Source organism: Pelagibacterium sp. (assembly GCF_965249125.1).
GTDB lineage: Bacteria > Pseudomonadota > Alphaproteobacteria > Rhizobiales > Devosiaceae > Pelagibacterium.
The window spans coordinates 562,370-574,643 of sequence record NZ_OZ252217.1; the positions used below are offsets into that span (position 1 = coordinate 562,370).

Here is a 12,274-nt window from a genome sequence, read left to right on the forward strand (position 1 = left end):
TTTTGCCGCAGTTGCCGATAGCCCACGCAAAGGTCAAAGACTGCAGATTGTCGGAGCCGCGATGGGCCACGCGTTTCAGCCTTTAGAAGCCTCACAATATACGCATTCCACATCCGGGCAACGGTAAGGGTGGTTGTCGCCGCCCCATCAAGCCGAGGTCGCATGCGAATGGCGAGCTGTCAGCTAAAATAGCGACAAAGCTGTTTGACGGGGCAGGGCAGGGCGGTCAAATTGTGGGAAACGGGTTGGGGGATTCATGAAGATCAAAGCACTGGTGATGTTGGCGGCAATGTTGCCGACGCAGGCGTTTGGTTTCACGTCACTGTGCGCTCAGGACAGCGCAACGGGCTTCAATTGGAACTCAGACAGATGGGTTCAGACAAATTTTTTCCCGGTGCAGTATATCTTTGATCGTATCGATCCAGCAGACGCTGACGATTACGTTTGTTATGATGGCCTGTTCGGTTTGGGGATGACGGTCGAACCGGAGGACCGGTATTTCGGTTCTTCCACGACCGTTTGTTATGATCTCTATGAAGTCGGCGAGGTGCCCGGAGGCGGGAGAGTTTGTGAGGAGCTCCGAGACCATGATGGGGAGATCTTCATGGTCATTTGCACCCGTGGTTTGCCCCAAATTCGAATGGAGCCCAACGGGGAGTTTGTCACCTCGATGTTTTCCGCGATCCCTACAAGCCAATTTTATCAGGAAGGGGACGAGAGGGCATCCATTGCGGTCGCCGTCGGAAAGTGCTCGGTGATCAGCAAATGAAGTTGCTCGACGACATCATCGAAAGCGTCACCGTCAAACAGGAGCCCCTAACCAGTGTGCTCCGGCTTTGCATGGTTCTCGCCTACAAGCTTAAGAACGAACAACTTAAAGCATGGGTCGAAAACGAGCTGAATGGGTATAGCGATGAAAAGACCGTGCCCGACTATCGCCGTGCTCGGGGCCAATCAAAAGGTCTTTTCATCAATGGGATCGGCACTACGTTCAACAACCAGCCGATCCCTGATGCGTTGATGGAAGAAAAGCATAGGCCCTTAGCCAGCGAAATTGTCTTCCTCCAAGGGATCGCTGCCTACGACGACAATAAGGCAGAGAACGCGGTCATGTTTTGGAACCAAAATTTGGTGGCTTACTATCAGTCCAAATTTTACGGAAACCAAATGGCCCTCAATCGGGCATGGATCGAAATCCCCGCGGGTATCATCAAGGCGATGGTCGATACGGTTCGCACTCGTGTGCTGACGTTCGTGCTCGAGATACAGTCAGAGCTTCCGAAGGACGATCAAGAAGCTCTTGAAAAGATACCGAACGAGGCCGTGGATAAAGCAGTTCAAGTGATCATATTTGGCAATGATAACATCCTCAACCTCGGAGAAAACCAAGGCAACCTAGCGGGAAATATCGCCATAACATTCAACGTTGCGGGCGACCTGACGGCGCTGCGACACCGATTGCTGGAGGTCGGTCTTGAGGACCAAGATGTTGACGACTTGGAAGCCAGTTTGCGCGAGGACGGGGTCGAGTTCGATAGCGTCGAAGAGACAAAGGAGATCGGGCCGGCGACAGAAAATTGGATCAAGAGTGCCGCCAAGAAGACCTTAGTCGGCGGAAAATATGTTGGAGAGAAGGTCGCTATCCCGGTGATTGTGGGCGCGATCAAATCGTTTCTCGGTCTTTAGAATGACGGAAGACGAAAACGAACAGCTCGATGACGAGCTACCCCCGACGTCGATCCCCGCATTTAGCATCAACATATCCGGCAATTTTTCGAGCGAGGAAGAGGCGACTGAGTTCGGAAGCCGCTTGTCTGCCCTGCTGAGAACTCTAAGCCGATATATCGACATGTCGGACCTGGACGGCGTCACAGTTTCCGCAGATTATGCTGCTGCGCAAGCCAACCTCGATCGTGGGCTCGAGACAACCCGGGCGTTGGCCAGTTCGACGCCGGAAGAGGATGGCGTGATCGGGGTGGCCATGGCACCGTCGGTAGTTCGTGACGGGAGATTGAAGACACACCTCCTGTTCTCCCAGTGGGCGATCATTGATATCGTAAAAGATGATGACTCGGATGAGCTGTGGCAACGGGCCCTGCACACCATCGCTCACGAGTGCGCGCATATCGAAGTCACGTCAGCCTTTGAGAAGGCTATTCCCGGCGTCAAATTGCGAGTGCCGATCACTGACTGTCTAAAAGCCAGACGATGGGAGGTCATCGACGCAACTTGGGATGAATACGCTGCCAGTCGATTGAGTGCAGGTTTCGGCTTCAACCCATTGGAAGCCAACCTTCAGGTGTTCACGGCTTCAGCCGAGACAGCACGCGATCAAGCGAACGATGCGATACTGGAATACCGACTGCACGGTGATTTGGATGTGGTCATCGTGGCCGTTATTAAAGCTTACGGTAATCTCCTCAAGTTCAGCGCTTACCTGCTCGGCACTTTGGATGGCCAAGGCCTCGATATCGAAGAGCAGGAGAGCCTATCATTTCTGCAAGGACACTGGTTCGAACCCTACTTCAATCGCCTACATGATGTTCTGCTGACGGTCGCGAAACGCTTTGGCGGGTGGGATAGTGTAGATGAATTCGAACCAATCGCTGATGTTTTCGTCGACGTTCTGGAAGAAAACGGATTTTTTATGGGTCCGCGGTCTGACGGCGGAATAGAAATAGAGATCCCGTATCGACCCGAGAACACTCCATACCACCCATTGTTCTATCCAGTAGGGCGACGCGACTAAACTCCACACCTAACAGGGGATGATCCACCCTTCATGCTTGCCCTCCGCTCGCTTTTACGAGAGGCTTGCTGCGAGTTGGGGGGCTTATGTTTCAAGAGATCGTCATCGCTACTCTATTCGCCATGCCATTCGTGGCCGGCTTGCTCGCCCTTTGCCTCTGGCTGGTCTATCGGGGTCGACGACGTATATCCCGTGATCTGGAAGCGGAGCGCAAGGTATTACAGGCCGAGCGAGACAAACGTGCTCACCTTGAGCAGCGCTTTTCCGTCATCGTTGATGCCGATGCCGAGGCGGCCCGCATTGTAGAGGCGGCCAAGGTGCAAGCTGAGGAAAGGGAGCGCGAAGCTTCAAAGACAGTAGCTTCCCTCCGCGCTCAGATCTCGGCATTTTCCTCAAATTTAGATGAACTCCGCAGTTCTTACAGCGAGAAAAAGGCGATCTATGATCGCTTGGCAAAGGAGGTTGCAGTTTTCGACGAGCGCTTAGCGTTCGCCGAAATGGGCGCATATGAGCCCCACTTCGATTTTCAGACGAGCGATGAATTCAAGGACGCAATCGTGGGTGTCCGGGATCGGCAGAAGCAGATGATTTCCGGCAAGGCCGCAGTGATCTGCACAACGACATGGACGGTTGATGGCAGCGTCTCGAAAGGTCGAACCATGATGGATCGCAACATCCGTTTGACCCTGCGGGCTTTCAACAGCGAGTGCGAAGCCGCGATAGCCAACACGCGATGGAACAATGCCAATGCTATGGAGCGGCGTATCGAAAATGCGAAAAAGCAGATCGACAAGCACAATGTGTCCAATTCAGTCGTCATCACCGAGAGCTTTTTTCAGCTGAAGTTAGAAGAGCTTCGCCTGACCCACGAATATCGGGAGAAGCAAAAGGCAGAACGTGAAGAGCGCGCGGAAGCGGCTCGCGCGGCGCGGGAAGAGCAGCGGCTCCTCAAAGAAATGGAAGAGGCCGAGAGGGAAGAGGCCCGCTATCAGCGCATGCTCGATAAGGCAAAGGCTGAAGCTGAAAGCGCCGTTGGACCCAAACTGGAAGCTTTCTCCCAGCAGATTGAGCTCCTTGAGCACGACCTAGCCGAAGCACATGCGAAGGTTGAACGTGCCCGAGCCATGGCAGAGATGACCAGGACTGGTTATGTTTACATCATCTCAAATATCGGTTCGTTTGGTGCCGACATCGTGAAGATCGGCCTTACCCGCCGGCTGGACCCGGCGGATCGAGTAAGAGAGCTGGGCGATGCTAGCGTGCCGTTTCTTTTCGACACTCACGCCATCATCTACAGCGAAGATGCGCCAGCGTTGGAGCGGGCACTGCACGGTGAATTCGCCGACAGGCGCATCAACGCGAAGAACATGCGCAAGGAATTTTTCAGGGTGGGCTTGGAGGAAGTCGAAGCAGCGGTAGCTAGGCTGGCTCCTGGCGCATCATTCTTCAGCGATATCGAAGCTCAAGAGTTCCATGAGACGCTCGCAATGCGAAAGGCCCTGCTCAGCGAAGCGAGGTCGGCAGAAGCTTTAGCGTTCCCGGCTGCTCTCTAATGGTCGCGACCCGCCGAAATTGGGAAAAACTCAGCTTCGCGGTATTCTCGCTTTGTCGTCTGCACCATTCAGTATCCAACGCTGCGATCTCTGCATGCTTTGTGATGGTGGTTGGTGGGTGGCAGGAAGTTAGAACACGGTCGGCATGGTAGCTCTCTCCTTCAAATTCAGTGTTCACGGCTACATGTTCCAGGAGGGGATCAAAGCTCTTGAAGAGGCGTTCGTCGCAGCTTCCGATGCGCTCGAATCCGCACTCGCGGCGAAGCAGACACAGTTGAGCGACTACGTGTTGCTTATCGAAGGGGGTGGCCTGCCCATCGGAGAGTGGGACGATGATGGAAATCGGCTGTGGGACCAGGAGGAGGTTCTGGCCATGCATATCGAAACAACCTCCGAGGCTATAATGGCTCTAAGGAAGTCCACCGTGATCGCGCTCTATCATCATTGGGAGCGGGCAATTAGGAAGAGCACGGGAGTGCCTGCGGACGGGAAACATAGTGCGTTGATCGATGCCGCTGTCGGAGAAGGGATAGACATTAGCCCCAGATTGGAGGCCGTTCGTTGCCTAGTGAATTTGCTCAAGCATGACAATGAGCGCTGGGCCAAGAAGCTTCGATGCTCTTGGCCGGATGTGCTGTCGGACTTCGACGGTCAATCAAAGTTCAACGACTGGTATCAAGCGGTTACGTTGTCCAGGGAGCAGGTCTGTCAGGTTTTTGGAATAGTCAAAACGTCCGGACCGGTCGCGACAACGCGGCCAAACTAACGAGGACCTCTCGTTGATCTATAGCGACTGTCTGCGCTTCGGTGCTAGTCACAAGCTGTGAGCCACTGGCAGGGCCTTGATAGCTTCAAGGTCCATAGTGCCATATCGATTGAGCCGCCGGTGCTCAGGAGCAACCTTGCCGGTGCGGTTTTGAAACTGCCATGGGGGGTCGGCGAGGACGGTAGCAAACTTCTGGTCTGCCGCAAATTTCAGCAGGTCTCTTGCGGCATCGTTGTTTACGTCCATCTCGATTCGCTCTCCTTTTCCAATTCCAGAGCATCAATTCACGCACATTGCAGGCTTTCAATCTCGCGGCTTGGGTGGCGGAGGCCCAATCGTCAGATATGGTCTTGTGCGGCCGGTAGTGTTAGCGTTGTTGGTTAGCACAGGCGCAGCACAGCTGTTATATTACCCCAAAGATCATGGGATATTTGGTAGGATACATGCCAAATCATAATCCGCGTGTCGGGGGTTCAAGTCCCTCCTCCGCTACCACCATTGCAGTGTTTGGGGGTTCACCCGGTTTTCTGCGAGGCAGGTTTAGCAGTTCTGCCAGTGCGCCGTTGACGGTCAGGTCAAATTTGCCACGTCCTTCGCGCGGGACCACCTCGATGCTGGCAACAAGCGAACGAATGGCGTTAACCGCCTCCCGGCGATCATCCTCGCCGGAGTGCAGCGCCTCCTGCAATTCGGCGATTCTGCGGCGGTAAACTTCAATCGAAGCTGGATGCAGTTCCACGACATCGCTGGCATCTGAGATCGCTGCCAGATCGGCGGCAAGGCGCTCCTTCTCTGCCTCCATCTCGATCAGGCGCGATTTCATGCCTGTCGTTGCGACACCGTCGGCAATCGCGTCGATGATATTCGCGATTTGCCTTTCGAGATTGGCAAGCCGCTTGCCAATCTGCTGCCGATCATGTCGCATCTTCGCGTTCAGGCGCTTCCTTTCGGCATGATACTCAGCGAGAAATTCGGCGACTGCATCGGGAGCGAGTAGTCGCTGCTTGATGCCTTCGAGCACGCGGCGTTCGAGATCAGGCACACGCACAGTTCGGTTGTTCTCGCAAGTCCCCCGTTCTCTGTGCGCCGTACAGGCAAGTTGGTCCTGCGACTTGATAGTGTAAGTAGCGCCACAGCAACCGCATCGCACAAGACCGGAGAACATGTGCTTCGGCCTCCGACGTTGATGAAGCCGGGTTCCACCGTAGAGTTTCTTGCGGGTTTGAACTGCATTCCATAGCTCGTCGCTGACGATCCGCAGGTGAGGAGCTTCCACCACTTGCCACTGCTCGGGCGGGTTCGGGCGAGAGATGCGTTTGCCGGTTTCTGGGTCCTTGACCATTTGAACGCGATTGAAGACCAGAAGACCGATATAAGCCTCGTTGTAGAGAATGCCGCTGCGACGTTTGAGATTGCCGTTGATCGTGGACGCTCCCCATTCTCGGCCGAATGGAGAAGGAATGCCCTCGCGGTTGAGGCCAGCAGCGATGGTCCGGGCGGAACGTCCCGAGGCAAACTCCTGGAAGATGCGCTGGATGATCCCAGCCTGCTCCTCGTCCACTTCACGGAGGCCGCGGATCGGCTCACCACGCTCGTCGAGCTTCTTGACCACGCGATATCCGTAGGACAGCCCACCCGCAGAAAACCCGCTGATGACACGGCCGGACTGACCGCGCCTGATCTTGGCAGCCAGATCACGCAGGAAGAGCGCGTTCATGGTGCCTTTCAGGCCGACATGCAACTCATCTACCGTTCCCTCCGACAGGGTTACGATGCGAACACCGGCGAAGCGAAGCCGCTTGAATAGCGCCGCAATATCTTCTTGGTCACGGGACAATCTATCAAGGGCTTCGGCCAGAACCACATCGAAGCGCGCCTCCTGAGCATCCGCGAGAAGTGTCTTTATTCCCGGTCGAAGGATCATGCTAGCACCGGAGATCGCGGCGTCGGTATAGCATTCCGCGATTTGCCAACCTTCGCGCTCCGCACGTTCACGACACAGCCGCAGTTGATCCTCTATCGAGGCTTCCCGCTGATTGTCGGAGGAATAGCGGGCGTAAAGGGCAGCGCGGGTCATTGCGATCTCCGTTCGGTCAGTCCTTGATCACATCCTCCGGCGCCGGCGACACATCCGGCGCACGGTCAAGAAGCCGGGTCAGATCGCCGCGCTTCGCCGTGCCAGCGCGCGCTCTCAGGAAATCGTCAGCCGTCTCCACGGCACCGATCTTTTGCGCCACTGCCGAGATGATCCACTGGTTGAGCGACACGCCATCCTCCATGGCGAGACGTGCTGCCGTCTCCTTGAGCGACTGCGGCAGTTGCAGCGGGTATTTGTAGCGTTGGGTCTGCGTCATATGTTCAATCTCCTGACGATCTCTCCCGGTGTTGCAATGGTGATGCCCAGCCTGAGCGCCGGGCGGAAGTCCTTGACGTTGTGTGTCACGATGGCCTCGGTCTCGCCGTTCAATGCGGCTTCAAGTACCATCTCGTCGGCGGCATCGGACAGCATGGGCCGCGTCCGAAACGAAATATCAACGCCTTCGGACACGGCAGCGAGCGCACTCATCACTGCTCCAACATCTTCGAGGCTATGGCCGGTTGCCTGCCGGATTTCCTCCCGGCTCAGCACCGCCTCATATTCGAGAAACAGCGCCGTCGAACACAGCGGCGTCACCATGCCCTGATCAACGAAGCGGAGCAGCATGTTGCTCGCTCCATTGCGGCTGCGGAACGCGGCGACGATGACGTTGGTGTCGAGTACTACTCTCATGCAAACAAGATAGAGATATCTTATAAGATGTCAATATGTTGAGGTTCGCATTTGGTCATCGGGGTACCCCATTCCAACACGGGCCACTGCGTCATCCGTCCTCGCCGCCCGCTTCGGGTGGCGAGTTGTCATTGGCGGTATGCATGGCTTTTTCGAAATCCTCGCGGGCCATGCGGCGGCCGATGATGCGGGCGAGCGTGAGCGCAACCGCATCGATCTTGCGCAGCGCCTCGGGATATGGGCCGCCCGCGCCGCCATTGTCGTTCGCCGGTCTTTCTCTACCCCAATGCTTTTCCTCATCTCCCATCGCCGGCCTCTACCTCTGGCCGCCACCTGACCGGATCGGCAACCCAGCGTTCGATATCGGATTCCCTCCATCCCGCGCCGTTGGTGCTGATCTTGAGCTGGGCCGGAAAGGTGCCCTCGGCGATCTTGCGATAGATGGTGGACCGCGACAAACCTGTCCGGTCACGAACGGTGTCAAAGCGGATGATACGGTCTGGCTGGCGCATGGCTGCATTGCCTCCTTCTGGCTGTTTCTGACGATTGCAGAGACCAGTCAGGGGAATGAGTTTCCACTGCACAACAGATATTTAGCCGCCGTAGGGCTATGGCGTGCAACCGGCGGCAAATAGGATGGGTCTACATGCCAATGTCCAACCCCCGGCCCCTACCGAGACCAAGACCGAGGGCAAGGTCACGCCCGACGCCCATTCCTGAGTCGAAGTTGATACCCAGTTCGCGCTTGCGGTTGGCAAGCAGGGATTCGAGCTGCGGATCGCGTTGCAGGCCATCGATCATGTTGCCCAATTCGGCCCGTGCCGCCCGGTGGCCGGAGTAATTCCCGGCCGCATACTGCTGCTCGCTGGCCTGCTTGAGGTCCCGGAACCGCTCTACGAAACGATCCGCACGCAGTTCGGGGTTCTGGCGCATCTCGGTTTCCCGTTGCAGGGCATGCCGTGCGGGCATCGCGCGTTCGGCATTGCCCGAGGCGACATCGGCGGCAAAACCGGGATTCCTCTTGTAGACCGCCTCGGCGTCATGAGAGCCATGCGGGCGAAGCTCATTGAATCCGGCGCGGGCGTCGTGCAGCTCCTGCACCTGCTCGGGTGTTGCGGCGATATTGCGCGCCTGCGCCCTGAAGATCGCATCCACCGCACGGGCATGGCGGACAAAGGCCCGCCCACGGGCACGGCGCAACGCCTTCTCCGCGTCCTGCTCCGCTGTGGCGATTTCGCGGCCCGCTTCCTTTTCCGCACTTCCCCTTTCCGGCCCGGCTCCGGTCCTGAAGCCTGGAGCACTGTCGCCGGGGGAGCGCAGACCGTCGATGATGTCCTCGATCCGGTCGCGGACATTTTCCGGCACGAGCTTGCGCATGATCTGGGCCAAGCGGGCGCGAAAAGTGATGCCGCGCCGCTCGGCATAGTCCTGCGTCGCATCGACCTGCTGTTGGTCATAGTCGGTCGCCATGTCCTTGGACCGGTCGCGCGACAGGGTGGTGATGAGCCTGTCCCGGCTGGCGAAGTCGTCGCGGCCATAATGCATATCCATGCCGTCACGGTGGCGCGACAGGGCGACATAGCCTCCATGGGCGTCCAGGCCCGGCGTCGCCAGCACATGTGTCCGGTCCACTGTCATGCCCTGGGATTTGTGGATGGTGGCGGCATAGCCGTGGTCGATGCGGTCGTAATCTTTCAGGTCGAAAGCGACAGTGCGGCCGTCATCGGTGCGCACCGACATGGATTGTTCGCTAACCTCCTCGATGGTGCCGAGCGTGCCGTTCTTCACGCCAAGCCCGCGTTCATTCTGGAGGAACATGACGCGGTCCCCGGCGGCAAAGCTGCGTGTTCCGCGTTCGACCGTGACGCGGACATCCTCGCCCAGATCGCCCGCGTCCCGCATGCGCTCGCGGGCGGCCTCGTTGAGTTCCCGAACCTCGGCATTGGTGTGGGTGAGGATGATGCGGCTGCTGTCCGGCGCGGCCTGCCGGTCGCGGTCCCAACGGTCGATCAGATCGTCCCGCGCCTGCTCGCGTGTTTCGGCGGTATGCACCATATCATGGCGGTCATAGGCATGGATCGCATCGCCGGTTCTGCCATTGGCCAGATCCCGCGTTACCTCCCTTTGCCAGTCCTCGCGCTGGCGGCGCACGGTTTCGATTTCGACGCCACCATGACGCTCATGGATGGAACGAAAAGCCGCACCGGCCTCGATCGATTGCAACTGCTGCGGATCGCCGACCAGCACCACCTTTGCGCCAACCTCGGCGGCATGGGACAGCACGCGCTCCATCTGCCGTGTGCCGACCATGCCCGCTTCGTCGATAACCAGCACATCGCGGCTGGTGAGCATGTCGCGTCCGTTCTGCCAGCCATGTTCCATGCTGGCGATGGTGCGGGATGTGATGCCCGATCCGCTTTCCAGATTCTCCGCTGCGATACCGGACAGGGCGACGCCGCGCACCTCATAGCCTGACGCTTCCCAAGCCTCGCGCGCCACCCCAAGCATGGCGCTCTTTCCCGTCCCGGCATAGCCGACGACGACGCCCAAGCCGCGCCCGTCCGTGACATGCGCCACCGCATCGGCCTGCTCGCCGGACAGGACAAGGCCGCGTTCTTCCGCGCGAGCAAGGGCGGCTTCCCGATCTCTGTCGTTGACTTCGTGCAACTCCTTCTCGGCCATCATTTCGGCGGCGCGGTGCAACCGCTGTTCCGCCTCGATCATGTCGCGCGTGGTGAAGCGGTCAATTCCGCGCGAATCCTGACCAAGTTCGACCAGGTCGGGCGCATTGCGCATCGCGCCCATGACCTCGTTGAACTGGTCTATATCGTCACTGTGCCGATGCGCGAACATCGCCATGTCCCGGCGCGTGAACGTCGATTGCTGCTGTGTGATCGCGTCCAGCGCCACCGATGGATCGGCGATGATGCGCTCGCCATTGTTGCGGGCGATTTCGCGGTGCATGTCGGCGCGGTCGGCGGTCTCGACACCTTCACCCTCTATGCGCTGCGCGGGTGGGCCGATCTGCGTTTGCGGCTCCAGGTCGATGCCCTGCGCCTCAAGGCTGCGATGGTCGATGCGGGCGTCGATGTCGAGTTCAGCAAGGCGTTCGTTGACATGATCTGCCCAACGTTCACGCCATCGCTCCACCATCTGGGTAGCATTCCAGTCGCGTACCTTCTTCCCGAACCCGTTCTCGTCCACGCTGCGCATGGTGAGCATGACGTGGGCATGGGGTTTGGGCATCCCGTCCTCGCCAATTTCCCAATGCACATTGAGGTCGGCGATCATGCCCTGATCCACAAATTCGGACTGAACGAAGTCGCGGGCCAGTTCGATGCCCTGCGCCTGCGTCATCTCGCGCGGGATGGCAAATTCCACCTCACGGGCAAGCTGCGCGTCCTTCCTGATCTCGCACGCTTCGACATCGTTCCACAGCCGTTCGCGGTCGCCAAGATGCTCGGGCGCTCCATCCGGCAACAGGATTTCGGAATGGACGACGCCGCGCTTGGCGGAAAAGTCCTGCACGCGGTCAATGCGCTTGTCGCGCAGCCGCGAGGCCGAGCGGTAGGCGGCAGACGCCACCGCGCTGCTTCCGGCCTTGCGGCCGATGACCTTGACGTGAAGATGATAGATCGCCATCGCGATCAAGCATTGGCACGGCAAAGCGCACGTCGGAACGACGTATAAGCGCGCCCTCCCTCGAAAAAATCTCGGGATGGACCGGGCCGTGCCAGACCGTCCCGACAACAATACTGCGTTCTGTTGTGTGCGTAACTATCATCGCCGCATCAACAGCTTGCAGACACGATGGAGGCCACAATGCGCAAGCCACGCGACTTTGATTCGGAACTCAAGGCGCTTGAGGACAAGGCCAGGGAGCTCAAAGCCAAGAAGGTGCAGCAGTTCGGCGAACTGGTCATCGCCACAGTTGCCGATAACCTCAGCGTCGAGGAACTGGCCGGGGCGCTCATTGCGCTTACCGAGATTACCGATGCTGCAAAGAAGGAGTCGTGGGCCAAGCGCGGGCAAGCGTTCTTTCGCGGGAAATCACGCCGATCTGCATCAACGTCTGACCGCGACAACGGCAGCACTCGAACGCAACCGGGCGGCACGCAACCGGCATCAGGCGCAACGGGCGCAGCATGACATGCGCGATTGGCAGAAAGAGCGCCGCAAGAGAATGCGGCACCTCATCGAGCTTGGCGGCCTCGTCGTCAAGGCCGGCATTGTCGAACTCACCAGCGATGACCGCGCGATGATCTACGGCGCAATGATCTGGGTTGCCGAAAAGCTCAAGAGTGAGGATGGTGATCGGACGCGGACGCTGTGGGCCGAAAAGGGAAAGAGCGCGTTCGAGACGGATCGCCTGGCAGACCTGCGCGACAGGGCGCAGCCGCAGCAGGATCGGGCGTGACCGATGGCGGGCGGCGCGG

The 12,274-nt window shown here is 58.3% G+C and carries 14 protein-coding genes; 7 read left to right on the forward strand and 7 right to left on the reverse strand.

Going from position 1 to position 12,274, the window contains the following annotated elements:
• The first annotated feature begins 256 nt into the window (after window positions 1-256).
• The 5 genes from ACP148_RS02835 (at window position 257) to ACP148_RS02855 (ending at window position 5,068) form a co-directional block, all read left to right on the forward strand.
• Window positions 257-769 (forward strand): hypothetical protein, encoded by a 513-nt coding sequence (locus ACP148_RS02835; RefSeq protein WP_421951096.1) that lies wholly within the window; start codon window positions 257-259, stop codon window positions 767-769.
• Window positions 766-1,686, forward strand: a complete 921-nt coding sequence (locus ACP148_RS02840; RefSeq protein ID WP_421951097.1) for a hypothetical protein — start codon at window positions 766-768, stop codon at window positions 1,684-1,686. The genes ACP148_RS02835 and ACP148_RS02840 overlap by 4 nt, the downstream gene beginning before the upstream one ends.
• Window position 1,687: 1 nt before the next feature.
• On the forward strand, window positions 1,688-2,749 hold the full coding sequence (locus tag ACP148_RS02845) for a hypothetical protein (protein WP_421951098.1): 1,062 nt from the start codon (window positions 1,688-1,690) through the stop codon (window positions 2,747-2,749).
• Between the two features lie 86 nt (window positions 2,750-2,835).
• The gene (locus ACP148_RS02850) at window positions 2,836-4,302 is read left to right on the forward strand and encodes a DUF4041 domain-containing protein (RefSeq protein WP_421951099.1); all 1,467 of its coding nucleotides are present in this window, start codon (window positions 2,836-2,838) and stop codon (window positions 4,300-4,302) included.
• Between the two features lie 145 nt (window positions 4,303-4,447).
• Window positions 4,448-5,068 (forward strand): hypothetical protein, encoded by a 621-nt coding sequence (locus tag ACP148_RS02855; protein WP_421951100.1) that lies wholly within the window; start codon window positions 4,448-4,450, stop codon window positions 5,066-5,068.
• Window positions 5,069-5,116: 48 nt separating this feature from the next.
• Here the strand turns inward: ACP148_RS02855 and ACP148_RS02860 are convergent, their stop codons facing one another.
• From ACP148_RS02860 to traA, 7 genes are all read right to left on the reverse strand, one after another.
• The gene (locus ACP148_RS02860) at window positions 5,117-5,314 is read right to left on the reverse strand and encodes a hypothetical protein (RefSeq protein WP_421951101.1); all 198 of its coding nucleotides are present in this window, start codon (window positions 5,312-5,314) and stop codon (window positions 5,117-5,119) included.
• Between the two features lie 205 nt (window positions 5,315-5,519).
• Window positions 5,520-7,145 carry a recombinase family protein gene (locus ACP148_RS02865; protein WP_421951102.1) on the reverse strand — a complete coding sequence of 542 codons (1,626 nt, stop codon included), beginning with the start codon at window positions 7,143-7,145 and terminating at the stop codon, window positions 5,520-5,522.
• 16 nt (window positions 7,146-7,161) lie between these two features.
• Window positions 7,162-7,422, reverse strand: coding sequence for a toxin-antitoxin system HicB family antitoxin (locus tag ACP148_RS02870; RefSeq protein ID WP_421951103.1), 261 nt, complete (start codon window positions 7,420-7,422; stop codon window positions 7,162-7,164).
• Window positions 7,419-7,838 (reverse strand): putative toxin-antitoxin system toxin component, PIN family, encoded by a 420-nt coding sequence (locus ACP148_RS02875; RefSeq protein ID WP_421951104.1) that lies wholly within the window; start codon window positions 7,836-7,838, stop codon window positions 7,419-7,421. The genes ACP148_RS02870 and ACP148_RS02875 overlap by 4 nt, the downstream gene beginning before the upstream one ends.
• 91 nt (window positions 7,839-7,929) lie before the next feature.
• Window positions 7,930-8,145, reverse strand: a complete 216-nt coding sequence (locus tag ACP148_RS02880) for a hypothetical protein (RefSeq protein WP_421951105.1) — start codon at window positions 8,143-8,145, stop codon at window positions 7,930-7,932.
• Window positions 8,135-8,350, reverse strand: coding sequence for a helix-turn-helix transcriptional regulator (locus ACP148_RS02885; protein WP_421951106.1), 216 nt, complete (start codon window positions 8,348-8,350; stop codon window positions 8,135-8,137). The genes ACP148_RS02880 and ACP148_RS02885 overlap by 11 nt, the downstream gene beginning before the upstream one ends.
• 130 nt (window positions 8,351-8,480) lie before the next feature.
• Entirely contained in the window at window positions 8,481-11,480 is a 3,000-nt protein-coding gene (gene traA / locus ACP148_RS02890; protein ID WP_421951107.1) for a Ti-type conjugative transfer relaxase TraA, read from the reverse strand.
• 180 nt (window positions 11,481-11,660) lie between these two features.
• Here traA and ACP148_RS02895 point away from each other — a divergent pair, with 180 nt between their 5' ends.
• Complete coding sequence (locus ACP148_RS02895) at window positions 11,661-11,987, forward strand: conjugal transfer protein TraD (protein ID WP_421951108.1); 327 nt, start codon at window positions 11,661-11,663, stop codon at window positions 11,985-11,987.
• 1 nt (window position 11,988) lies between these two features.
• Window positions 11,989-12,255 (forward strand): conjugal transfer protein TraD, encoded by a 267-nt coding sequence (locus tag ACP148_RS02900; RefSeq protein WP_421951109.1) that lies wholly within the window; start codon window positions 11,989-11,991, stop codon window positions 12,253-12,255.
• The last annotated feature ends 19 nt before the right edge of the window (window positions 12,256-12,274 follow it).